Raw genomic sequence first — 23,631 nt, 5'->3', positions numbered from 1 at the left:
GTTCCGTCATCGCGTCAAAAGGACGGCGTCCCGGATTCGGGGCGCCGTTCGCATATGCGTCGGCGCCTACGACAGCGCCACCACACGCCCGTTCGCCGCGCTGTCGATGCCCGCCTGCAGCACGCGCATGACATCGAGTGCTTCATCGACGGTCACAGGTGGCGGCGCACCGTCGCGGATCGCATCGCGGATGCCGGCATAGAACGCGCGGTAATCGCCGGCAGTCGTCGGCGATGGTGCGTCGTGCAGCGCGCCGTCCGCGTCGACGCGCAGCAGCCGCCCGGGCGCTGGATCGACGCCCCAGTTCTCCCCGCCCGGCACGCCGCCTGCACGCAGCGCGGCTTCCTGCGGATCGAGCCCGTGCTTGCACCAGCTGCCGCCCGTGCCGTGCACGGCGAACCGCAAGCCTGCGCCCGGCACCAGTGCGCCCGCATGCAGGATCACGCGCAGCCGTGGATAGCGCAGCACCACATGGAAGTAGTCATCGACCTCCGCGCCAGTGCGCTGGATCGCAATGTCGGCCTGCACCGCATCCGGCACACCGAACAGCTGCAGGGCCTGATCGACGAGATGCGGGCCGAGATCCAGCCACAGCCCCGCGCCCGGACCCGCGCGTTCGCGCCAGCGGTCGGGCACGGTCGGGCGGAAGCGATCGAAATGCGAATGGACTTCGGCGATGTCGCCCAGCGTGCCGGCCTCGATCAGCGTACGCAGCGCGAGGAAATCGGCATCCCAGCGACGGTTGTGGAACACGCCGAGCAGTCGGCCGCTCGCGCGTGCTGCCGCGGCGACGGTCTGCGCCTGTGCCAGATCGATCGCGAACGGTTTGTCGACGACGACATGCTTGCCGGCCTGTAGCGCCGCGCTGGCCAGCGGCGCATGTGTCGCGTTGGGCGAGGCGATGACGACGAGATCGATTGCAGGATCGTCGAACGCGGTCTGCGGATCCGCGACGACACGCGCGTCGGGCAGGTCGGCATGCACCTTGCCCGCGTCACTGGACACGACCGTGTGCAGCGCCAGCCCCGGCGTCGCCTTGATCAGCGGCGCATGGAACACGCGGCCGGCGAGGCCATAGCCGACCAGCGCGACCCGCAGGGCCTCGCCCACGGTCTTACCAGCCGAACAGCTTGAAGTAGGTCTGCGGCACGTCGTCGCGATCGCCGTCGATGCTCCCGTCGCCGTTGCGGTCGTACAGGAAATACGCCGGACCACGCGAGGGCACGACCTGCACCGCGCGCAGCTGGCCGGAGATGCGGTACTCGGTGATCTGGTCGCCGTTGGACTCGGTGCGGGTCACCTGCTCGGCATCGGCAGGCACGCCGTCGGGCAGGCCGGAACCGCCAGTCGTCGCGCAGGCGGACAGCCCGGCCAGGCAGGCGGCGAGCAGCGCGATTCTGAGACGTGTCATGACGGATTTCCCTGTGTCGGAGATTGAAGTCGCAGTATGCGCGTGGCGCGCGGATGCCGACGTGGACGCGGCGTCCGCGAACGACCGTCGTGCTCAGTCGAGCGGGTCGTAACTGAAGAGCCAGAGCTGCACATTGCCCTGCAGGACGCCCTGGTCGGTGTGGAACGCACCGGTCGACATCAGCTCGCCGACGAAGCTGTAGCGCTTGCCGACCTCCAGCCTGCCGCCCGGCATCAGCTGTTCGGTCTGCGGCTGCAGATACAGCGTGGTGTCCTTGCCGTCCTCCGTGCGGACCACGACGGCCCGCCAGCGGCCGTCGCGCACCACGTTTTCGTTGACCTTGAGCTGCTCGGGTTCGGGTGTCAGATCGGTGACGGTGGCCGTGAAGCGGGTCAGCGAGCCCAGCGCCTGGTCGCGCTTGTCATCCCAGGCGCGGCCAGCACGACGTTCGGCCAGGCGCGCGGCAGAGAAATCCAGTACCTCCTGGATCGATTGGAAGCGGATCTGGAACTGCACGCCGCTGCTGGTCAGCGAACGCACCTGCGACTCGACGATGCCGAGCAGACTCCGGCTGGAGATGCCGCAACCATCCGCGTCTTGGCAGTCGCGCTGCCACGATTCGTTGATCCAGCGATCGAACTGCTTCACCGGATCGGCGAACTCCAGCTGCTTGGCGATGCCCGGCGCGAATGCCACCGCCGACGTGCCCTGGCCGGGTGCGACGACAAACACGCCGCCATTGCCGAGATCGAGCTTGCCGATCCGCAACTGCCGCAGCATCGCCCATGCATAGTCCTGCGCGCTCATGCCATGCAGATCGTCGACCACCAGCAGCGCCAGTTCGATGCCCTGCTTCTGCGCGAGATCGTAGAGCGCGGTATCGAGGCCCTTGAGCAGTTCGGGATCGAGTCGTCCGGTTTCGTCGACGACGAAACGCCCGTACTTGAACGGAATGGTCTTCGCGGACGGCGCCGGCAGTCGCACGGATGCACTGCGCGGAGACGGCATGGTCTGCGGAGGCGGCGTGCCCGTGCCGGTGCCGCCCCGGCAGTCGGCGCGGCCCGCCTGGCTGCAGGCTTCCATCCAGCCGTCGCCGATCGCCGCGAGACGATCGCTGCGCGCGGGGTGGGTCGCGGTCACGTGGTCGGCGCCCAGAGACGTCATCGCGCTGCGCGCATCGGCCAGGCTCGCGCCCATGCGCTGCAGCACGAAACCGCTGAACTTGTCGGCTTCCAGCTCGATCGGCGGCTGGCTGCCGGTGCCGGTGATCGTGTGGCCCGACAGATGGTGGCCGATCTCGTGCGCCATGATACTGACCGGCGCCCAGGGATTGTCGTTCGTCGCCGCGCGCACCTCGCCGAGGAAATTGCGGTTGAACGCGATCACGCGCTGCGGAATCTTCTGTTCGTCGAACAGGATCACCGCCGCCGCATTCGCGACCGGACCTTCGGTCACGACGAAGTTCTGCGGCAGGCCGGTGAAGCCCATCACCTGTTCGACCATCGAGCGGCAGTCGGCCGGCGCGTCGCCGGTCAGCGTCGCCGGATCGAGCAGTTCGGGACGGCCGTCGTAGGAGCAGGCCTGCAGCGTGGAGGCGAGTTGCTCGACCAGCTCAGCGCGGTCGGGTGTATCGCCAGCGCCTGACGCGGTGGATGCGGGCTGCGTCGCCTCGCGATCTCCACAGGCGGCCAGCAGCAGGGCCAGCGGCAATGCCACCGGCAGCGGACGGAACGAGCGGAGCGGCAGGCGTCGGGACATGACGATTCCTCTGGTAGCGTGAAGTCAGGGCGTTCGCGCGAGCACGATCGCAACGATGAGATGGGCGTAGGCGCGTCGCAGCAGCCAGTCGATCGCGATGAACACCACCAGCGCGAGCGCCAGGCGCCACCATTCGCGGCGCAGATCGAGTTCGAAGAACTGCCGGAAGGCGAGGGCCAGTACCACGGCCTTGACGGCGTACATGTACCACTTGGCCGCCTCGCGCCAGGGCAGCACCAGCGCGGGATCGCGCATCGCCAGCAGCGGCAGCTGGTTGACCAGATTCAGCACGATGATCACGGCCGATGCATAGGCGGCCAGCACCATGTGTTCGACAAGGTTGTAACGGCGGCGTCCGAACACCAGCACCGTGCTGGCGACCACCGCGAAAAAGCCGAGGGTGAAGCTCCAGTTGGCGTAGCGCTGCATCATCGCCATCGCATCGCGATAGTCGACCCCGCCCACGCGCAGGAAGCCGCTCGCATTGAGCACCAGCAACAGCAGCGCGACGCAGACCAGCAGCAGTTTCAGCGGATGCACATGACGCACGCGCGCACCCGCCACGTATTCGCGGGCCACAGTGCCGGGGCGCAGCAGCAGACGGCCGGCAGTGCGCGCGACCGACAGTTCGAACAGCCGCCACTTCTCCCAGGTCTCCCGGCGCAGATCGCCCAGCTGCAGGCGCTGCGCCGCCTTCTGTCCGCACTGGCTGCAGTAGGGACCTTCGCCGCCCCATGCGGCGCCGCAGTTGCGGCAGACGGTGCCTGCTGTCCAGTCGGTCGCGGGCGGCACGCCGTCCGGACGCGTCATCGGCCCGACCACGCGTCCGGGCCGCGGATGGCGTGACACCGGTGATTCGACCAGCCCTGGCAGGACATGCGCATACAGACTCCCCGTATGGGCCGGATTATCGCGACGCGATGTTCGGATTCTGTCAGTGCGCGTCGGTCGCGGCCCCGCGCCACGCAGCCGCATCCGGGGCTCCGATTCGAACGCGGCCCGAACGATGGACCCCTTAGAATCCCCGGATGACGAAACGCCTCATCCTGATTGACGGGTCCTCGTACCTGTATCGCGCGTTCCACGCGCTGCCGCCGCTGACCAATGCCGACGGTGAACCCACCGGCGCGCTGTTCGGCATCGTCAACATGCTGCGCGCGACCTTGAAGGAAGCGCCGGACTTCGCGGCGTTCGTCGTCGATGCGCCCGGCAAGACCTTCCGCGACGATCTCTACGACCAGTACAAGGCCAATCGTCCGCCGATGCCTGACGAACTGCGCGCGCAGGTTGAACCCATGTGCGGAATCGTCGAGGCGCTGGGCTTTCCGATCCTGCGCGTTGCCGGCGTCGAGGCTGATGACGTCATCGGCACGCTGGCGCTGCAGGCTGCCGACGCCGGCATCGAGGTGACGATCTCCACCGGCGACAAGGATTTCGCCCAGTTGGTGCGCCCGCGCGTGACCCTCGTCAACACGATGAGCGGCAGCCGCATGGACAGCGACGACACCGTGCGCGAGAAGTTCGGCGTCCGCGCCGACCAGATCGTCGACCTGCTCGCGCTGATGGGCGACAGCATCGACAACATTCCCGGTGTGCCGAAGTGCGGACCCAAGACCGCCGCGAAGTGGCTGACCGAATACGAATCGCTCGATGGCGTGATTGCGAACGCGGGCAACATCAAGGGCAAGATCGGCGAGAACCTGCGTGAGGCGCTGCACCAGCTTCCGCTGAGCCGTGAGCTGGCGACGATCAAGACCGACGTCGCGCTCGATGGTGGTCCGGAAACGCTGATCCTGCGCCCGCGTGCGATCGACGCCCTGCGCGTGCTGTACGCGCGCTACGGCTTCGGCCAGGCGCTGAAGGATCTCGACGCCGCATCCGGCGATACGGGCGCTGCGCCTGCAGGTGCCGGCGCGATTGCGATGCCCGCGCCGCCGTCGACACTCGATCCCGCGCTGTCGGTGCCGGGCGAGTACGAGACGGTGATGACGCGCGAGCAGCTCGATGCCTGGGTCGCGCAGCTGCAGGCCGCCGACGAGTTCGCGTTCGACACCGAAACCGATGCGCTGGATGCGATGCGTTCAGGCCTGGTCGGTCTGAGCTTCGCGATCGAGCCGGGCCGCGCTGCCTACATTCCCGTCGGCCACGACTATCCGGGCGCACCGGCGCAGTTGGATCGCGCTCTGGTGCTCGATGCGCTACGCGGCGTGCTGGAAGATCCTGCGAAGCGCAAGCTCGGCCAGCACGGCAAGTACGACATCCACGTGCTGCGCCGGCATGGCGTCGACCTGCGCGGTTACGCGGATGACACGCTGCTGGAAAGTTTCGTGCTCGATGCGGGCATCGCCCGCCACGATCTCGACTCGCTGGCCAAGCGTCACCTCGGCATGGACACGATCAAGTTCGAGGACGTCGCCGGCAAGGGCGCCAAGCAAATCTCGTTCTCGCAGGTCGCCATCGACGACGCGTCGACGTACGCCGCCGAAGATGCCGACATCACCCTGCGGCTGCACCGCGTCATAAAGCCGCGGATCGAGGCCGATGCGGGTCTGGCACGCGTGTACGCCGACATCGAGATGCCGCTGGTGCCGGTGCTCGCACGCATCGAAGCCAATGGCGTGCGCGTCGATGCCGACGAACTGCGCCGGCAGAGCGCGGACCTGTCCAAGCGCATGCTCGCTGCGCAGCAGAAGGCGACCGAACTTGCCGGCCGCACCTTCAATCTCGATTCGCCCAAGCAGCTCGGTGCATTACTGTTCGACGAGCTGAAGTTGCCGGCAGTCGTCAAGACGCCCAAGGGCCAGCCGAGCACCAACGAAGAAGCCCTCGAGGCGATCGCCGACCAGCACGAACTACCGCGCGTGATTCTCGAATACCGCGGTCTCGCGAAGCTGCGCAGCACCTACACGGACAAGCTGCCGGAGATGATCAACGCCGATACCGGCCGCGTACACACCAGTTATCACCAGGCGGGCGCGGCGACAGGGCGGTTGTCGTCGTCGGATCCGAATCTGCAGAACATTCCGATCCGCACCGATGACGGCCGCCGCATCCGCCGCGCCTTCGTCGCACCGCCGGGTCGCAAACTGATCGCTTGCGATTACTCGCAGATCGAACTGCGGATCATGGCCCACCTGTCCGAGGATCCGGGCCTCGTGCGCGCATTCGAATCCGGCGTCGACATCCACCGCGCGACCGCGGCGGAAGTCTTCGGCCGTCCGCTGGACGAGGTCACCGGCAACGAACGCCGCGCGGCGAAGGCGATCAACTTCGGCCTGATGTACGGCATGAGCGCCTTCGGTCTGGCCCGCAATCTCGGCATCGGCCGCGGCGAGGCGCAGGACTACATCGCGCTGTATTTCTCGCGATACCCGGGCGTTCGCGACTTCATGGACCGCACGCGGCTGCAGGCACGCGAGACCGGCTACGTCGAAACCGTATTCGGCCGCCGGCTGACCCTGGACTTCATCCAGAAGGGGAACCCTGCGCAGCGCGCCGGCGCCGAGCGCGCCGCGATCAATGCGCCGATGCAGGGCACCGCGGCCGACATCATCAAGCGCGCGATGATCACGATCGACGGCTGGATCGCCGATCACGCGGATCGCGCGAAGATGATCCTGCAGGTGCACGATGAACTGGTATTCGAGGCAGATCTGGATTTCGTCGACACCCTGCTGGCGGAGGTCGTTTCCCGGATGACCGCCGCGGCTGAATTGCGTGTGCCACTGGTCGTCGACAGCGGCATCGGCGACAACTGGGACGAGGCGCATTGAGACCCGTTCGTCATCCGAAATGTGCCGCGTTTGGCGGTGCGGGTATGTGCTCGAAAGCTGAGTAAATGCGGCCTGAATCCAACAGAAAATTAACCGGAATCTTCACGATTCATCCATTCGCGAAATGGTCTTATGTCCCTCGACAGATGCAAGGTCTGTCGACAGATCGCTTCCTCCCCTGGAGTGATCGACCGGAACCATCAGGCGTCTCCCCGCGCCCGGTTCCCCGAGCCCCGTAGGCCCCCCCTGCCTGCGGGGCTTTTTTATGTCCGGAATTTGCCGCGCCGGTGGGTGGAGCGCGCCTGCCGACGAAGCGTCAGAACGGAACCGGGCACGCGATGCGCAGCGACGCGCCGGTCACCGGATGCGTCACGGTCAGCGATCCGGCATGGAGTAGCAGGCGCGGCGCACGCGCGCATGCCTCCGGCGAGGCGTAGAGCGCATCGCCGAGGATCGGGTGACCGATCGCCTGCAGGTGCACGCGCAGCTGGTGGGTGCGGCCCGTATCGGGTGTCAATGCGAGGCGGGTGCAGGGCGTGCCGTCGGCAGCCCGCGTGCGTGACAGGACCTGCCAGTGCGTGCGGGCGGGCTTGCCGGTCACCCGATCGACCTGCTGGCGCGGCCGGTTCGGCCAGTCGGCCTGCAGCGGCAGGTCGATCGTACCGGCATCCGCGTCGGGCCAGCCGTCGACGACGGCGACGTACTGCTTGTCGACACGGCGTTCGGCGAACGCATCCCCGAGCGCGCGCTGCATGTCCAGGCCCCGTGCCAGCACGATCACGCCCGAGGTCGGCTGATCCAACCGATGCACCACGCGCGCGTCAGGCCATCGCGCGAGGACACGGGTCGCGAGGCAGTCCTGCTTGTCCGCGCCGCGGCCGGGCACCGACAGCAGGCCGCTGGGCTTGTCGAAGGCCAGCAGGTGATCGTCCGCGTGGAGTACCTGCAGGCCGTCGGGCGCGACGTCCGGTCGGGTGGCGTCGTCGGACGCGCTCACAGGATCACGCCAGCTCGGCGAGCCAGTCGCGCGGACGCAGATAGTCGGCCAGGCGCGCCTCGTCGCTGCCGGCCGCCGGGCTGAAGCCGTACTCCCAGCGCACGCGTGGGGGCAGGCTCATCAGGATCGATTCGGCGCGGCCACCCGACTGCAGGCCGAACAGGGTGCCGCGGTCGTAGACCAGGTTGAACTCGACATAGCGGCCGCGTCGGTACAGCTGGAACTCGCGCTCGGCCTCGCCATGCGGCGCATGCTTGCGGCGTTCGACGATCGGCAGGTAGGCATCGAGGAAGCCGTCGCCGACCGCGCGCATGTAGGCGAAGTCGTTGTCGAAATCCCCATGCAGATCGTCGAAGAACAGGCCGCCGACGCCGCGCGTTTCGTTGCGGTGCTTGAGGAAGAAGTAGTCGTCGCACCATTGCTTGTGGGCGTCGTAGCGCGCCTGCCCGCCGAAGGGTTCGCACAGCGCGCGCGCGGTGCGGTGCCAGTGCAGCACGTCTTCGTCGACCGGATAGAACGGCGTCAGATCGAAGCCGCCGCCGAACCACCAGGCCACGGTTTCGCCGTCGCGCATGGCGCGGAAGTGACGCACGTTGGCGTGTGTGGTCGGCAGGTGCGGATTGTGGGGATGGAACACGAGCGACACGCCGCAGGCGCGCCACGAGGCGCCTGCGAGTTCCGGACGGTTGGCGCTGGCCGACGGCGGCAGGGCCGTGCCGGAGACATCGGAGAAACCGATGCCGGCCTGCTCGAAGACCGCGCCGTCGCGCAGGATGCGGGTGCGACCCCCGCCGCCTTCTGCCCGCTGCCACAGGTCTTCGACGAACCGGGCGCGGCCGTCGGCGCCTTCGATCGCATGGCAGATCCGGTCCTGCAGGCCGGTCAGATAGTCACGGACGGTGTCGAAATCATTCATGGTCCGCATTGTAGGCGGCGCCGGTGTGGCGGCATGGATCCCGGTCGATGCGGCGCTGCGCTCAGGCGTGGGCCTGGCGCCAGATTTCCAGCTTCGCCGCGAGGACGGACGCCTTGTGTCCGAACGTGTCGGGCAGGGCGCCATCGAAGCCGGTCAGTCCGCGATTGACGCGGCGCAAACGCGCCGCTGCATCCACGTGGTCGGCGAAATCGATGCCGACCATCGTGTGCAGGCCCACGCGTGTCGGGCCGAAGCGCACGACGTCGCGCCAGCCCCAGCGCGTGACCCGGAACAGCGAGCGCAACTCGATGCCATCGGCATCGAGCCGCAGGTGGTTGGCGCCGGGCAGCAGCGACACCAGTGCGACCAGCGCGCACAGCCCGAAGAATCCACCGCACAGCCATGCGATCAGCAGATGGCGCTCGCCGATGACGACCGCCATCCACACGAACCCGGCGCAGATCGCCAGCAGCGCGAGCATCTTCCACGGCGACGGCCGCAGCAGCTCGACCGCCGGCAACGGGCCGGGTGCGGTCATTTCAGCGTGCGCTCGAAGAGCTCATAGATGCGGCGGTACTGGTCGTACCACGAGGCCGGGTGCTGGTAGGCGTGGCGCTCGAGCGGGTAGCTCGCCAGTTCCCATTTGTCCTTGCGCAGCTCGATCAGGCGCTGCGCCATCATCACCGAGTCCTTGTAGAACACGTTGTCGTCGATCATCCCGTGTGCGATCAGCAGATTGTCCTGCAGGCCGTCGGCGTACTCCATCGGCGAGGACTTCAGATACGCCTCGGGATCGATGTCCGGCGTATTGAGGATGTTGGCGGTGTAGCTGTGGTTGTATTGCGACCAGTCGCTGACCGGGCGCAGCGCGGCGCCGGCCTTGAACACGCCGGGTTCGCGGAACAGCGCCATGAAGGTCATGAAGCCGCCGTAGCTGCCGCCGTAGATGCCCACGCGGTCGCGGTCGGCCTGGTGGTTGTCGACCAGCCAGTCGATGCCGTCGAGGTAATCCTCAAGTTCCGGATGGCCCATCTGCCGGTAGATCGCCGTGCGCCAGTCGCGGCCGTAGCCGGCGGACGCGCGGAAATCGAGATCCAGCACGATGTAGCCCTGCTGCACCAGCAGGTTGTGGAACATCTGCTCGCGGAAGTAGTTCGGATAGCGGTCGCTGACGTTCTGCAGATAGCCGGCGCCGTGCACGAACAGCACGACCGGATACTTGCGGCCCGGCTCGTAATTCTCAGGCGCGTAGAACTTGCCCCAGACATTGCCGGCGCCGTGCTTGGAGGGAATCTGCACGTACTCGGGCTGCAGCCAGTCGTGCGTCTTGAACTCGGCCGTGCGGGTGTCGGTGAGCACGCGCACTTCGCCGCCGGCGACATCGGCGACCGCAAGCTGCGGCGGGGTGTAGCTGCTGGAGGTGCGCAGCAACAGGCGGGTCTCGTCGGGCGACAGCGCGAAGTCCTCGATGCCGCCGGTCTTCGTGAGCTCGCTGACGGTACCGCCGTTCGCGCTGCAGACCTCGTAGCGCCCCGGCCACTGCTGGTTGCACAGGAAGAAGAAGCGGCTGCCGTCGCGTGACATCACCGGCGAGGACACTTCCCACTGGCCCGAGGTCAGCGCGCGCGAGCGGCCGCCGTCGTTGAGATACAGATGCGCGTAGCCGGAGGTTTCCGACAGGAACCATAGCGTGCGGTTGTCGGGCAGCCAGCCGAACTCGTTGAAATCCCAGTTGATCCAGGCCTTGTCGGTCAGGCGGTCACGGCTGTGCAGTGTGGCGTCGGCCAGATCGACCGTGGCGAGCCAGCGGTCCTTGTTGTCGATCGAATGGATCGACAGCGCGACGTTGCGACCGTCGTCGCTCCAGCGGATCGCACCGCCACCACCGCCGCGACCGTCGAGTTCCAGGCGCACCGGGCGGTTGCCCTTGAGTGCGTCTTTGCCGGCGGCGCGGCGCAGATCGGCCAGCGGATCGGTGCCGATGCCGGGCAGGGTATCGGTGTCGAGCTCGCGGGCCTGACCGCTGGCCACGTCCACCAGCCACAGCGTGTGCGGCAGCGGATCGTTGCGGCCGACGCGCGTGCGCACGTCCTCGAATTCTTCGTAACCGGACTCGGTGACGTAGCGCGGCATCTTGCCCTCGCGCCCTTCATCACCGCTCTTGGCGGTGGTCGCGACGATCAGGCGGTCGCCGGCCGGCGACAGCGCGCTGCCGGCGATCGTGACGTCCTTGCCGAGGAACACCGGGCCGGGCGCGCGCGTGGCATCGCTGCGGCGCCAGGTCTCGTTCTGCATGCGCACGCCATCACGACGGTCGCGCTCGACGCGCAGGGTTTCGATCATGCGCAGCTGGCGGTCGCGCAGGTCGTCGTCCTTGGGCGGCTTGGCCGGGTCGTCCTCGGCCTTAAGGCTCGCGAGTTGCGTGGTGCCGCGCTGCGCGTCCCAGCCGAACCAGTCATTGCCCGCACGCCAGACCAGGCCGCCGGTCGTCGACCACTGCGCCTGCGCTTCCTGGGTCTCGGTGCGGGTGATCTGGGTCAAGGCGCCGGTACGCAGATCGCGCACGAACAGATCGCCATTGCGCAGGAACGCCATCCGCGTGCCGGTGGCGTCGGTGATCGGGTTCTGCGCGTCGAGATCGCCGCGCGCGCCGTCTTCGACGCGAGCCGATGCGCCCCCCGCGAGCGGCTGGCTCCACGTTTCGCGGACATTGCTGCCCGCGCGTTTCTGGGTGAAGTAGGCGGCCTGGCCATCCCAGCGCCACCACGCGCCTTCGACCGGGGCACCGATCCAGTCCGGATCGGCCATGATCCGCTCCATCGTCAGCGGCTGCGCCGGTTGTGCCAGGGCGGCAGGAGAAACGAGGGCACAGGCGAGCACCCAGCTCAGCGGCAGTCGACGCATTCGACGGTTCCATGACGGAAAAGGAGGCCGAGTGTAACGGGCAGGGCCATGTCATCCGCTCTGGCGAAGGTCATGGTCGAGCTGCGACCCTGGGCCGCGCGACGCGATGCCGCATTCTGTTTTCACACGCGCGCGCGCAGACTGGCTGTGCGCTGCCACACCGGAGCCCCGCTTGGACGCCCTGCTGCTGTCGCGGATTCAGTTCGGATTCGTGATTTCGTTTCATGTGCTGTTTCCCGCCTTCACGATCGGCCTGTCGAGCTGGCTGGCGTTCCTGGAGTACCGCTGGTTGCGCACGCGCGAGCCGGTCTGGCGCGAGCTCTATTTCTTCTGGATGCGGATCTTCGCTGTGTCGTTCGGCATGGGCGTGGTGTCGGGCATCGTGATGAGTTTCCAGTTCGGCACCAATTGGGCGGCGCTGAGCATTGCGGCCGGCAATATCCTCGGGCCGTTGCTGAGCTACGAAGTGTTGACCGCGTTCTTTCTCGAGGCGAGCTTCCTGGGCGTCATGTTGTTCGGCTGGGGACGGGTGTCGGAGAAACTGCATTTCCTGTCGACGTGCCTGGTCGCAGTGGGCACGCTGATCTCCACGTTCTGGATCCTCTCGGCCAACAGCTGGCTGCATACGCCAGCGGGTTATGAATTGATCGATGGCGTGTTCCATCCGGCCGACTGGATGGCGATCATTTTCAACCCCTCGTTCCCGTACCGGCTGGCGCACATGGCGCTGGCGTCGTTCATCACCACGTGCTTCGTCATCGGCGGCGTAGCGGCGTGGTACCTGCGCCGCGGTGATCACGTCGATGCGGCCACGCGGATGCTCAAGCTGTCGGTCGCGTTCGCAGCGATCACCGTGCCGCTGCAGATCTTCGTCGGCGATCTGCATGGCCTGAAGACCGGCGAGATGCAGCCGGTCAAGCTCGCGGCGATGGAAGCGCACTGGCACGACAGCGAGCCGGGTGCAGGCGTGCCGCTGGTGCTGTTCGCCGTGCCGAACGTGGCGGAAGAACGCAACGACTACGAGGTCGCGATTCCGCGGCTGGGCAGCGTGATCCTGACTCACAGCTGGGACGGCACCATCGCGCCGCTGACCGCGGTGCCACGCGACGAGCGGCCGCCGGTCACGCCGGTGTTCTATGCATTCCGGGTCATGGTCGGCATCGGCATGGCGATGCTGCTGCTCACCGTGGTGTCGCTGTGGGCGTGGCGACGACGCTGGCTGATCGAATCGACCTGGCTGCTCAACAGCTGGCGCCTGATGGCGCCGAGCGGTTTCATCGCGGTGCTGGCGGGCTGGTTCGTCGTCGAGCTCGGCCGTCAGCCCTGGGCGATCCAGGGGCTGCTGCGCACTGCGGATGCGGTCAGCGACATCGACCGCACCAGCGTGATCATTTCGCTGGTCGCGTTCGTCATCGCCTACGCGGTGGTGTTCGGCGCCGGCGGCGGCTACATCCTCAAGATGATCAGGAAGGGCCCACAGCCCTTCGACGACGGCCCGGATCACGATGAGGGCGAGCGCACGCCGATGCGGCCGATCTCGGCGGCCGACGGCCCGGTGGGAGACGACTGATGGACCTCGACCTGCAGACCGTGCTGCCGGTGATCTGGTTCGGCGTCATCGGCTTCGGCGTGCTGATGTACGTGCTGCTCGACGGCTTCGTGCTGGGCCTGGGCGTGCTGGCCCCGTTCGCGGAGGACAGCGACCAGCTGGACCACATGATGACCACCGCGGCGCCGATCTGGGACGGCAACGAAACCTGGCTGGTGCTCGGCGGCGCCGGCCTGCTGGCGGCGTTTCCGCGCGCCTACGCGATCGTGCTGTCGGCGTTGTATCTGCCGGTGCTGCTGATGCTGATCGCACTGGTGTTCCGCGGGGTCGCGTTCGAGTTCCGATTCAAGGCGCAGCGCGGCAAGCGTTTCTGGGGCGTGGCGTTCGCGCTCGGCTCGCTGCTGACCGCGTTTGCGCAGGGTGTGATCCTGGGCGCGCTGGTCGAAGGCATGGCGCTGGAGGAGGGCAAGTACGCAGGCGGCGCGCTCGACTGGTTCAGTCCGTTCTCGATGCTGACCGGCGCGGCGGTGGTGTTCGGCTATGCACTGCTCGGCAGCGGCTGGCTGATCCTCAAGACCGAAGGCCGTCTGCAGCAGATGGCGCGCAAGGCAACCCGCCCGCTGGTGCTGGTGGTCGCCGCGTTCATGGGCCTGGTCAGCGCGTGGTTGCCGTTTCTCGACTCGCAGATCATGGCGCGCTGGTTCGAAGACGGCAATTTCTGGTGGCTGTCGCCCGTGCCGGTGCTGGCGCTGGTCAATGCCATCTGGTTGTGGCGCGCGGCGATGCGTGAGGGCCGCGACGCGCGCCCGTTCCTGCTGACGCTGAGTTTCTTCGGGCTGGGCTTCATCGGCCTGGTGCTGGGCATGTGGCCGAACATCGTGCCGCCGTCGCTGAGCATCTGGGAGGCCGCGTCGCCGCCGTCGTCGCAGGGCTTCGTGCTGGTCGGACTGGTCGTGCTGCTGCCGCTGATCCTCGGCTACACCGCGTGGTCGTATCGCGTGTTCCGCGGCAAGGTGGCCGCCGACGCCGGCTATCACTGAACCCCGCGTTGTCGAATTTCCGCAGCGGGCGCGCGATGCGATACCCAAGTCCGTGGATATGCCGCACAATCCAGCGTGTTTCCGCGGTTCTTCGGCCATGCACGCCTACGTCTATAAAAGCCAGCGCAAGGCGGACACTTACGTGTACCTCGCCGAGCGCGACGCGTTCGACGTCCTGCCAGATCCGGTGCGCGCGCAGCTGGGCGAACTCACCTTCGTGCTGGATGTCGCGCTGACGCCTGACCGCAAACTGGCGCGCGAAGACGTTGCAACCGTGCGCGAGAAGCTGCGCACGCAGAAGTTCCATCTGCAGATGCCGCCGCGTCTGGTCCACGATCCGCTGACGGAGGATTGGGGCACCGATGCCTGAGTCCGCGCAGCGGCCCGCGTCCGCGTTCGCCCGTTCCCTGATCCTCGTGCTTCTGGCCGGCATCGCGCTGGCTGCGTTGACGCTTGTCGGCGGCCCGCTCGCGGCGATCGCCGGTGCGCTCGCGCAACCTGCCTTCGCGCTGGTCATCCGCGGCTGGCGCACGCGCGCCGTGCCCGCGGGTATCGCGTTTCGGACCGATGTGATGTCGCTGGCCGGCGCCTGGGGCGCTGCGACGCTCGCGACCGCGGCGCTGGTCGCCTGGCCGCTGTCGGCGTTGCGACAGGGTGGCGAACTCGGCGCGGCACTCGCCTTGAGCGTCGCGGTGGGGGTCGCGGTCATCGGCTTCTGGCGCACATGGCCGCTGTGGCACACGATCGAGCGCGATGGCGGAGATCTGCGTACGCAGTGGCGCGCGCTGTCGGAACGTGAGACCGGCAACTGGCGCGGCGTCGGCGCGGCCCTGTGCGTGGCGGCGATCGTCGCGCTTGTGCTGGTACCAGCATGGCTGCCGGACGGCGGCATCGGCCCGCGCGTCGGACTGGCGATGCTTGCCGTGCTCGCCTCGCTCGGCCTGCATGCCGTCCTGCAACGGCTCGCGCCGCCAGCGGCGTTGCCGATCCAGATTGTCGAGATGCAGGGCGATCCCGCAGTCGCCTTGTCGGAAGAACCGCTCGACGCGGCGCCCGATGTCGCGCTGTACACCGCTGCGCGGGCCGGTCGTGTCGATCGCGCGCTGGCCCTGATCGAAGCCGGTGCCGACGTGCGCGTGCTGCCCGCGAGTGATGATCGCGACCAGCGCAGTCTGCCGGTGCTGGCGGCGGTGCTGCCGGACCTGCGTCTGCTGCGTGAACTCATCGCGCGCGGCGTCGACGTCAACACTGCGCACGCCGGCATGACCCCGCTGCTGGCCGCGACCCGCGACAGCTGGCACGGCCGCCCCGACGCGGTGATGACCCTGCTGGCCAACGGCGCCGATCCGCGGATCACCGATCACGAAGGCAACACGCCGCTGCATCTGGCCGCGCGCAGTTCCGATCCCGGCGTCGCCGCGTTGCTGCGCGATGCCGCGGCCGAACTCGAAGCGCGCAACCACGACGGCCTGACCCCGCTCGGCATGGCCTGCGCAGTCGGCAACTGGCGACTGGCGAAATTCCTGCTCGAACGCGGCGCCCGCGCCGAGGTCGACGGCGGCACGCCTGCGCTGTTGGCTGCGGCCGGTGGCGACGAGGACGATGCCGCCGGCGTGCAGCTGCTGCTCAAGCACAAGGCGCGTGTGGATGCGCGCGATGCCCTGCGTCGCAGCGCGCTGCATGTCGCGGCGTTCCAGGGTCACGACGAAATCCTCACTGCGCTGCTCGGCGCCGGCGCCGACGTGCGCGGTCGTGACAACGATGGCTGCACACCGCTGCTCGAAGCCGCACGCGGCGGCCGGTTGTCTGCACTCGAAGCACTGCTGGCCGCCAATGCCGATGTCGCGGCGGTCGATGTTGCCGGTCGCAATGCGGTGATGCTGGCCTGCACTGCCGAGCTGCCATCGGCCGCGCTGCTGCAGCGCCTGCTCGAACTCGGCGTGCCCGCCGACATCGCCGATGCCGATGGCCGCAAGCCGGTCGACCGCGCCGCGGAAACCGGTCGCTGGACGCTGGTGCGCCTGCTCGATCCCGATTACCCGTTGCCAGCCAATCTCGGCATCGGCGACGACGAGGACAGCGCGGCCGCCGCTGATCGCACGCCCGTGCTGCTGCTGCGCGCCAGCCTGCGCGAAGGCCGCTTCGACGATCAGGGGCCGTTGCTGCGCCTGCTCGGTGCACGCGATCTCGGGGGTCTGTTGCTCGATCCCGAGATGCCGCCATCGCTGGACCGCATCGAATGGCTGCTCGAGCAGGGCGCGGATGTCGAAGTGCCTGACTCTGCCGGCTATCCACCGCTGTGCGCGCTGCTGTCGTCGGCGCCGCAGCATCTGCCGATCCTGCAGGCGCTGTTGCGCCATGGCGCTTCGCCGGGCGGCGCCGGCGGTCTCGCGCGCTATCTCGCGGGCTGCAGCGACGACGACCAGGCCGCGCGCGCGTTCGAGACGTTCGCGCTCGACCTGCTGGCCCGCGGTGCCGATCCCTTCGCCGCGTCGTCCGCCGGCGATCCGCCGTTGTCGCTCGCCGTGCGTCTCGGCTGGCTGCGCCTGATCGAACGGCTGGTCGGCCACGGCGTCGATCTCGACGCCCGCGATGCCCGCGGCATGACCGCCCTGCATCTCGCCGCCGCGCTTGGCCGCGAAGGTGCATTGAAGGTCCTGGTGCGGCATGGCGCTTCGCCGGCCGCCTGCGCCGCCGACGGCCAGACGCCACTGGGCGTGGCCTTGTCTGCCGGCCGCCGCGATCTCGCCGACTGGCTCGACTGGCGCGGCTGGAAGCTGCCGCGTCGCGCTCTGGAACCGAGCGATCTGCCGGCCGCTGCGAATGCAGGCGACGCGCAGGCCGTGCGTCGACTGCTGGATCTCGGGTTCCCGGTCGACACCGTGGACGCCCAGGGCTGCACCGCGCTGCTGCGCGGCGCCGGTGGCGGGCATCGCGACGTCGTCGATCTGCTGCTGACACGAGATGCCGACGCCGCGCTCGCCGCGCAGTCCGGTGCGACCCCGTTGTCAGCGGCGGTCAGCATGCGTAACGCGGAGGTCGTCGATCGCCTGCTGGCATCGGGCGTGTCGCTCGACCAGCGCCTGCCGGGCGAAGTCAGCGTGCTGATGCTCGCGGCAGCGCTGGGCCTGCCCGATCTCACCGCGCGCCTGCTGACGGCTGGCGCCGACATCCACGCCACCGATGCGCAGGGCCTGACGCCCCTGCATTGCGCCGCGCTCTACGGCTTCACCTCGCGTGACCGGCCGCGTCTGCTCGCGCTGTTCGACACGCTGCTGCTGGCCGGCGCCGAAGTCGATGCGCCCGCGGCCGGCGGCGTCACCCCGCTGCTGTTGCTGCTCGGTGCCCGCGCCGAGCCCGGCACGGCCTGCGACGAGGACGTGGTGCTGGCGGCGATGGAGCATCTGCTCGACGAGGGCGTCTCGCTCGATTCGCAGGACCAGCGCGGCTTCGGCCCGCTGCATCTGTCCGGCCTGCACGGCCAGCTTCGGCTTGCCCGCCGCCTGCTGCGCGCCGGCGCCGATCCCGACCTGCGCGACACCCTCAACCGCACCCCGCGCGAGATCGCGGTGATGCGCGGCTTCATCGACGTCGCCGCCGAGTTCGCCCCCGCGCAGAGCGGCGACGGCGTGTCGATGGCGCGGTTCCTGCGCGAGCAGCGCTGAAGACCCGGGATTTGCCCGGGCTTGTTCCTTGCTTCGGGAGGCGGCACAGTCGGGGCCCGGTCCTCTGCAGGAAGCACTCATGAACCGCACGCTCTCTGCGTTGCTCGCCCTCGCGTTTTTCGCCGGGGCAACGCCCGTCGCCGACGCCCAGAGCGCGCGGCAGGCGCGCCAGGAAGTCGAAGCCTCCATGCTGGTGACAGGCCACGTCGACATCGACCACGAAGGCAAGGTCAGCGGTCATGCGTTCGACCAGCCGGACAAACTGCCCGCCCACGCTGTCGACCTGATCGAACGTGCGATTCCCGCACTGCGTTTCGAGCCGCTCCTTGTCGACGGCGCGCCCGTGCTCGCACGCGCGAAGATGAGCGTGCGGCTGGTCGCGACACCTGTCGGCGACAGCGAAGGCAACATGCGTGTGCGCATCGCCAGCGCCCACTTCGGCGAGGAATATTCGGATGCCGATCGCACCAGCGTGCGTCGTTCTGACCTGCGTCCGCCGCGCTACCCGATGAACATTGCGCAGATCGGCGGCAAGGGCACGGTCTACCTGCTGGTCAAGGTCGGCCGCGATGGCAAGGCTGAAGATGTCGTCGCCGAACAGGTCAATCTGACCGCCCTCGGCAACGCACGACAGATGCAGATGATCCGCAACACCTTGTCGAAGACTGCAATCGACAATGCGCTCAAGCACTGGACGTTTGCGCCGCCGGAGCAGGGTGACGAGACGACCCGCGATTACTGGGTGGTCCGAGTGCCGGTGCAGTTCTCGTTCAACGAGGACAAGGAAACAGCGTACGGCCAGTGGAGCGCCTACCATCCCGGCCAGCAGCAGCGCCCAGTCTGGGCCGCCCCGACGCCGCCCGGTTTCAGCCCCGACACCCTGGTAGCCGGCGGCATGACCCCGGAAACCTCGCGCTTCAAGCTGCTGACTCCGCTCCAGAGCTGAGTGGAGACGTAGTCATCGCGTGTCGCGGTGTCCCGATCGCATAAAAAAGCCCCGCAATGCGGGGCTTTTTCTTGAGCGATCCGCCGAGGCTTAGCGCTTCATCGACGAGAAGAATTCGTCGTTGGACTTCGTGCTCTTCATCTTGTCGAGCAGGAACTCCATCGCGGCGATCTCGTCCATCGGGTGGAGGAGCTTGCGCAGGATCCAGATGCGCTGCAGCAGGTCCGGCTCGATGAGGTAATCCTCGCGGCGGGTGCCCGACTGGTTGACGTTGATCGCCGGGTACACGCGCTTCTCGGTGATGCGACGGTCCAGATGCACTTCCGAGTTGCCGGTTCCCTTGAACTCTTCGTAGATCACCTTGTCCATCGCGCTGCCGGTGTCGACGAGCGCGGTGGCGATGATGGTCAGCGAACCGCCTTCCTCGACGTTGCGCGCGGCGCCGAAGAAGCGCTTCGGACGGTGCATCGCGTTGGCGTCGACACCACCGGTCAACACCTTGCCCGAACTCGGCACGACGTTGTTGTAGGCGCGGGCGAGGCGGGTGATCGAGTCGAGCAGGATGACCACATCCTTCTTGTGCTCGACCAGGCGTTTGGCGCGCTCGATCACCATTTCGGCGACCTGCACGTGGCGCGCGGCCGGCTCGTCGAACGTCGACGAGATGACTTCGCCGCGCACGGTGCGCTGCATTTCGGTCACTTCTTCCGGACGCTCGTCGATCAGCAGCACGATCATGTGCACGTCGGGATGGTTGTAGGTAATCGCACTGGCGATCTGCTGCATCATCATCGTCTTGCCCGCCTTCGGCGGCGAGACGATCAGGGCGCGCTGGCCCTTGCCCTGCGGGGCCATCAGATCGAGGATGCGGCCGGCAATGTCTTCGCTGGAACCGTCGCCACGCTCGAGCTTGAAGCGCTTGCGCGGGAACAGCGGGGTCAGGTTCTCGAACAGCACCTTGCCCTTGCTGGCTTCCGGCGGCTCACCGTTGATCGTGTCGACGACCGACAGCGCGAAGTAGCGCTCGCCGTCCTTCGGCCAGCGTATACGACCGAGCAGATGGTCGCCGGTGCGCAGGTTGAAGCGGCGGATCTGGCTGGGCGAGATGTAGACATCATCCGGGCCGGCGAGATAGCTCGCCTCGGCCGCACGCAGGAAGCCGTAGCCGTCGGGCAGGATTTCCAGCACGCCGTCGGCGACGACGCCTTCACCGTGGCGGGTCAGGACTTTGAGCAGGCCGAAGATCACGTCCTGCTTGCGTGCGCGGGCCAGGCCCTCGATCGCAAGCTGATCGGCGATGTCGTACAGCTTGTGCGCCGGCATCTGCTTGAGATCGCTCAGCGTGTACTGCGGAAAACCTTCCGGAATATTCGGCGGCGGCAGGCGCTGGACGTGGTCGTTGCCACCTTCCTGCGGCAGGCCGTCATCGCGGCCACCCCCACGCGGACGATCACGCCGGTTCTTGAACCGGTCTCGACGGTTGTTGCCGCCCTGATCGTTATTGTTGTTGCCACCGCCACCATTGCCGCCGTTGTTGCCACGGTTCTGGTTCTGCTGGCCGCCGCCGTGCTGGCGCGGCTCGCCGCCCTGCTGGGCGTGATGCTGGCCGCCGTTCGGCTGGCTGTTGCCCTGGTTGCCGCGCTGGGGGTCGCCCTGGCCGGATTCGCCGGATGTCTTCGGCGCCTCGGATTGCGGCGCGGCCTGCTGTGGCGGTGCGCTGGCAGGCGGCGCCTTGGGAGCGGCGGTGTCCTGGGTCGCCAACGGCAACTGGGACTGGGAATCGGGAGACGCGGTGTCGGTGGCCTTCTTGGCCACGCGCGGCTTGCGCACGCGCTTCACGGCGGTGTCGCCCTCGGGCGTGCCGGGATCGGATGTGTGGTCGGACAAGCGGAAAATCCTCGCTCGGTTGCGAGCGCCCGGGACGGGCGGCGGCAGGAAAACGGACAGTCGGGAGTGACGCCAGATGGGTGCGGCGCGCGGTACACACGCCGGAGCAGAGCAAACCTAGCACTGCGTCCGACCGGCGGCAAGCGGAGGCCGCGCAGTCGGTTCAGACGGCAGGGCGTCTTCGGACGGCCTGCCGCTGGCTTTGAACGGGCCTCAGAGGGCCTTGTCGATCAGCTGGGCGAGCTGCGGCTTGCCCACGGCGCCGATCTGGGTGGCCTGCACCTGGCCGTCCTTGAACAGCAGCAGCATCGGGATCGAGCGCACGTGGTACTTCAGCGCGGTGGCCTGGTTCTGGTCGACGTCGATCTTCACGATCTTGGCGCGGCCGGCGTAATCGCCTGCCAGTTCGTCGAGCGCCGGCGCGATCATCTTGCAGGGACCGCACCAGGGGGCCCAGAAGTCGACCAGCACCGGCACGTCGGATTGCAGCACGGTGGCATCGAAATCGGTATCGCTGGCATGGATGACGGCGTCGGTCACAGGGGGCTCCGGGGGGCTGGGGCGCGCTTTGAAGCAGCGGCGCCGGGATGGATGTAAAATGGGGGATCGCCGACCGGAATCAAGGTGGCGCTCCTGCGGGACGACCCATGCGTCCTGCGCCCAGGCAGTCTGCCGTCGCGACTGCCTCCCACGCAAGCACGCGGCGCCCTCCAGTCGGCGACGCCCGGACACCTTCCTACGCATGAGCGACAAACCTCTTACCGACATCACCTTCTCGTCCTTCGACCTGCATCCGGCGTTGCTCGCCGGCCTGGAAGAAGCCGGGTTCACCCGCTGCACGCCGATCCAGGCGCTGACGCTGCCGCTGGCCCTCAACGGCCGCGACGTCGCCGGCCAGGCCCAGACCGGGACCGGCAAGACCCTGGCGTTCCTGGTGGCGGTGATCAACCGCCTCCTGCAGAGGCCGGCGCTGGCCGACCGCAAGCCGGAAGACCCGCGCGCGCTGATCCTCGCGCCGACCCGCGAACTCGCCATCCAGATCCACAAGGACGCGGTGAAGTTCGGCAGCCACCTCGGGCTGAAGTTCGCCCTGGTCTACGGCGGTGTCGATTACGACAAGCAGCGCCAGATCCTCACCGAGGGCGCCGACGTCATCATCGCGACCCCCGGCCGCCTGATCGATTACGTCAAGCAGCACAAGGTCGTCAGCCTGCACGCCTGCGAGATGTGTGTGCTCGACGAAGCCGACCGCATGTTCGATCTCGGCTTCATCAAGGATATCCGCTTCCTGCTCCGGCGCATGCCGATCCGCACCGAGCGCCAGACGCTGCTGTTCTCGGCGACGCTGAGCCATCGCGTGCTGGAGCTCGCGTACGAGCACATGAACGAGCCGGAGAAGCTGGTCGTCGAAAGCGAGTTCATCACAAACGCCAAGGTCCGGCAGGTGATGTATTTTCCCGCCGACGACGAGAAGCTGCAGCTGCTGCTGGGCCTGCTGTCGCGCAGCGAAGGCGCGCGCACGATGGTCTTCGTCAACACCAAGGCGTTCATCGAGCGGGTGGCGCGTGCGCTGGAAAAGGCCGGCTACCGTGTCGGCGTGCTGTCGGGTGACGTGCCGCAGAAGAAGCGCGAGAGCCTGCTGAAGAAGTTCCAGGCCGGCCAGCTCGAACTGCTGGTGGCCACCGACGTCGCCGCGCGCGGCCTGCACATCGACGGCGTCAGCCACGTCTTCAACTATGACCTGCCGTTCGACGCCGAAGACTATGTCCACCGCATCGGCCGCACCGCGCGCCTCGGCGCCGAGGGCGATGCGATCAGCTTTGCCTGCGAGCGCTACGCGCAGAGCCTGCCGGAGATCGAGGCCTACATCGAGCAGAAGATCCCGGTGGAGCCGGTGACCTCGGAGCTGCTGACCGCACTGCCGCGCAAGCCGCGCGAGGGCGTCGAGATCGACGACGAGGACGGCGAAAGCATCAACGAAATCTTCAAGGAAGTGCGCGAAGCACGCGCCGTCGAAGACGCCAAGCGCGGCGGTGGTCGCGGTGCGGGTGCCGGCGCAGGTGGTCGTGGTGCGCCCGGTTCGCGTGGTCCGCGTTCGGCGGGCAGCGGCGAAGGTCGTGGTGAGCGCGGACCGCGCAAGCCGCGTCCGCCGCGTGCCGAAGGCGAAGAAGCCGCGGCTGCACCGGCCGTCGCCGCTGCGCAGCCGATGATCGATGCCGCCGGTTCGGTCGCACAGGCGATGCCGGACGAATCGCGTCCGCCGCGCAAGCGTCGTCGCCGTCGCGCCGGCAAGAAGATCGAAGGTGCCGAGGGCGCAGTGCCGCAGACCGCCGAGACGACCGCAGTCGATGCGTCGAAGAAGCCCCAGGGCAACGGCGGCAAGGGTCCGCGCGAAGTGCGTCCGACCCAGCGTCCGGCGCCGGCGTCGAAGTCCGAGCAGGCACCGTCGCTGCTGAGCCGCATCGGTCGCGGGCTGCGGCGCCTGGTGTCAGGCGACGACAAGCGCTGATCGCAGCTTGCTGCGTGCAAAAAAAAGCCTCGCCTCGGCGGGGCTTTTTTGTGGCGCCTCTGGTGCATTCGTCGGATGGGTAGAGCGCAGAGAAACCCATCATTGGCGCACGATGGTGGCTCCTCGCGACCGTCTGCCCTCACCCCAACCCCTCTCCCAAAAGGAGAGGGGCTTGTCATGCGGCGGTGGTGTCCGTCGGTCGCTTCGGGCGTTGCCTTGATCCGGTTCGCTTGCGGAGCAGCGCCGCCGCACTTACTGCAGATCAAAGCCTGGCGC

At 67.9% G+C, this 23,631-nt stretch carries 17 protein-coding genes; 7 read left to right on the top strand and 10 right to left on the bottom strand.

The genetic code is table 11. From position 1 onward, the window contains the following. Nucleotides 1–66: 66 nt before the first annotated feature. From ACZ9YD_RS10340 to ACZ9YD_RS10325, 4 genes are all read right to left on the bottom strand, one after another. Nucleotides 67–1,110 carry an oxidoreductase gene (locus ACZ9YD_RS10340; protein ID WP_465075131.1) on the bottom strand — a complete coding sequence of 348 codons (1,044 nt, stop codon included), beginning with the start codon at nt 1,108–1,110 and terminating at the stop codon, nt 67–69. Between the two features lie 4 nt (nt 1,111–1,114). Then, nucleotides 1,115–1,411 carry a DUF2782 domain-containing protein gene (locus ACZ9YD_RS10335; RefSeq protein ID WP_465075130.1) on the bottom strand — a complete coding sequence of 99 codons (297 nt, stop codon included), beginning with the start codon at nt 1,409–1,411 and terminating at the stop codon, nt 1,115–1,117. A gap of 93 nt (nt 1,412–1,504) precedes the next feature. Next, a complete protein-coding gene (locus ACZ9YD_RS10330; RefSeq protein ID WP_465075129.1) occupies nt 1,505–3,169 on the bottom strand; it encodes a TPM domain-containing protein in 1,665 nt (554 codons plus the stop codon). A 24-nt stretch (nt 3,170–3,193) separates the two neighbouring features. Further along, complete coding sequence (locus ACZ9YD_RS10325; protein ID WP_465075128.1) at nt 3,194–3,979, bottom strand: DUF3667 domain-containing protein; 786 nt, start codon at nt 3,977–3,979, stop codon at nt 3,194–3,196. A gap of 218 nt (nt 3,980–4,197) precedes the next feature. On the opposite strand from ACZ9YD_RS10325, the gene polA reads away from it, so the two are divergent. After that, a complete protein-coding gene (gene polA, locus ACZ9YD_RS10320) occupies nt 4,198–6,942 on the top strand; it encodes a DNA polymerase I (RefSeq protein WP_465075127.1) in 2,745 nt (914 codons plus the stop codon). Nucleotides 6,943–7,258: 316 nt separating this feature from the next. Here polA and ACZ9YD_RS10315 read toward each other — a convergent pair whose 3' ends face one another. The 4 genes from ACZ9YD_RS10315 to ACZ9YD_RS10300 all read right to left on the bottom strand — a co-directional run bounded on the left by ACZ9YD_RS10315 (nt 7,259) and on the right by ACZ9YD_RS10300 (nt 11,750). After that, entirely contained in the window at nt 7,259–7,939 is a 681-nt protein-coding gene (locus tag ACZ9YD_RS10315; protein WP_465075126.1) for an RluA family pseudouridine synthase, read from the bottom strand. A 4-nt stretch (nt 7,940–7,943) separates the two neighbouring features. Next, nucleotides 7,944–8,855, bottom strand: a complete 912-nt coding sequence (gene hemF / locus ACZ9YD_RS10310) for an oxygen-dependent coproporphyrinogen oxidase (RefSeq protein WP_465075125.1) — start codon at nt 8,853–8,855, stop codon at nt 7,944–7,946. Between the two features lie 61 nt (nt 8,856–8,916). Next, the gene (locus ACZ9YD_RS10305; protein WP_465075124.1) at nt 8,917–9,393 is read right to left on the bottom strand and encodes a hypothetical protein; all 477 of its coding nucleotides are present in this window, start codon (nt 9,391–9,393) and stop codon (nt 8,917–8,919) included. Beyond that, a complete protein-coding gene (locus ACZ9YD_RS10300) occupies nt 9,390–11,750 on the bottom strand; it encodes a S9 family peptidase (RefSeq protein ID WP_465075528.1) in 2,361 nt (786 codons plus the stop codon). Before ACZ9YD_RS10300 ends, ACZ9YD_RS10305 begins: the two co-directional genes overlap by 4 nt. Nucleotides 11,751–11,931: 181 nt before the next feature. Here ACZ9YD_RS10300 and ACZ9YD_RS10295 point away from each other — a divergent pair, with 181 nt between their 5' ends. From ACZ9YD_RS10295 to ACZ9YD_RS10275, 5 genes are all read left to right on the top strand, one after another. Next, nucleotides 11,932–13,329: a cytochrome ubiquinol oxidase subunit I gene (locus tag ACZ9YD_RS10295; protein WP_465075123.1), complete on the top strand. Its 1,398-nt coding sequence runs from the start codon at nt 11,932–11,934 to the stop codon at nt 13,327–13,329. Beyond that, nucleotides 13,329–14,348, top strand: coding sequence for a cytochrome d ubiquinol oxidase subunit II (gene cydB / locus ACZ9YD_RS10290; protein WP_465075122.1), 1,020 nt, complete (start codon nt 13,329–13,331; stop codon nt 14,346–14,348). The genes ACZ9YD_RS10295 and cydB overlap by 1 nt, the downstream gene beginning before the upstream one ends. Before the next feature lie 97 nt (nt 14,349–14,445). After that, on the top strand, nt 14,446–14,718 hold the full coding sequence (locus ACZ9YD_RS10285; RefSeq protein WP_465075121.1) for a YcgL domain-containing protein: 273 nt from the start codon (nt 14,446–14,448) through the stop codon (nt 14,716–14,718). Beyond that, nucleotides 14,711–18,013 carry an ankyrin repeat domain-containing protein gene (locus tag ACZ9YD_RS10280; protein WP_465075120.1) on the top strand — a complete coding sequence of 1,101 codons (3,303 nt, stop codon included), beginning with the start codon at nt 14,711–14,713 and terminating at the stop codon, nt 18,011–18,013. The genes ACZ9YD_RS10285 and ACZ9YD_RS10280 overlap by 8 nt, the downstream gene beginning before the upstream one ends. A 79-nt stretch (nt 18,014–18,092) precedes the next feature. Then, entirely contained in the window at nt 18,093–18,959 is an 867-nt protein-coding gene (locus ACZ9YD_RS10275; RefSeq protein WP_465075119.1) for an energy transducer TonB, read from the top strand. Nucleotides 18,960–19,049: 90 nt separating this feature from the next. On the opposite strand, the gene rho is transcribed toward ACZ9YD_RS10275, so the two are convergent. Both rho and trxA read right to left on the bottom strand, forming a co-directional pair. After that, a complete protein-coding gene (gene rho, locus ACZ9YD_RS10270) occupies nt 19,050–20,846 on the bottom strand; it encodes a transcription termination factor Rho (RefSeq protein WP_465075118.1) in 1,797 nt (598 codons plus the stop codon). A 213-nt stretch (nt 20,847–21,059) separates the two neighbouring features. Next, nucleotides 21,060–21,386 carry a thioredoxin gene (gene trxA / locus ACZ9YD_RS10265; RefSeq protein WP_465075117.1) on the bottom strand — a complete coding sequence of 109 codons (327 nt, stop codon included), beginning with the start codon at nt 21,384–21,386 and terminating at the stop codon, nt 21,060–21,062. 202 nt (nt 21,387–21,588) lie between these two features. On the opposite strand from trxA, the gene rhlB reads away from it, so the two are divergent. Continuing rightward, on the top strand, nt 21,589–23,355 hold the full coding sequence (gene rhlB, locus ACZ9YD_RS10260; protein ID WP_465075116.1) for an ATP-dependent RNA helicase RhlB: 1,767 nt from the start codon (nt 21,589–21,591) through the stop codon (nt 23,353–23,355). Nucleotides 23,356–23,631 lie beyond the last annotated feature (276 nt).

The sequence above is a fragment of the Luteimonas sp. AC640a genome, from assembly GCF_979256585.1.
The sequence above is the reverse complement of the archived record's forward strand: the minus strand, read 5'-3'. Positions and strand labels throughout refer to the sequence as shown.

Bases quoted from the DNA above. Each gene is read 5' to 3' on its own strand.
- ACZ9YD_RS10335 (WP_465075130.1), bottom strand. From the start codon at position 1,411: ATGACACGTCTCAGAATCGCGCTGCTCGCCGCCTGCCTGGCCGGGCTG.
- ACZ9YD_RS10330 (WP_465075129.1), bottom strand. From the start codon at position 3,169: ATGTCCCGACGCCTGCCGCTCCGCTCGTTCCGTCCGCTGCCGGTGGCA.
- ACZ9YD_RS10325 (WP_465075128.1), bottom strand. From the start codon at position 3,979: ATGACGCGTCCGGACGGCGTGCCGCCCGCGACCGACTGGACAGCAGGC.
- polA (WP_465075127.1), top strand. From the start codon at position 4,198: ATGACGAAACGCCTCATCCTGATTGACGGGTCCTCGTACCTGTATCGC.
- hemF (WP_465075125.1), bottom strand. From the start codon at position 8,855: ATGAATGATTTCGACACCGTCCGTGACTATCTGACCGGCCTGCAGGAC.
- ACZ9YD_RS10305 (WP_465075124.1), bottom strand. From the start codon at position 9,393: ATGACCGCACCCGGCCCGTTGCCGGCGGTCGAGCTGCTGCGGCCGTCG.
- cydB (WP_465075122.1), top strand. From the start codon at position 13,329: ATGGACCTCGACCTGCAGACCGTGCTGCCGGTGATCTGGTTCGGCGTC.
- ACZ9YD_RS10285 (WP_465075121.1), top strand. From the start codon at position 14,446: ATGCACGCCTACGTCTATAAAAGCCAGCGCAAGGCGGACACTTACGTG.
- ACZ9YD_RS10280 (WP_465075120.1), top strand. From the start codon at position 14,711: ATGCCTGAGTCCGCGCAGCGGCCCGCGTCCGCGTTCGCCCGTTCCCTG.
- ACZ9YD_RS10275 (WP_465075119.1), top strand. From the start codon at position 18,093: ATGAACCGCACGCTCTCTGCGTTGCTCGCCCTCGCGTTTTTCGCCGGG.
- rhlB (WP_465075116.1), top strand. From the start codon at position 21,589: ATGAGCGACAAACCTCTTACCGACATCACCTTCTCGTCCTTCGACCTG.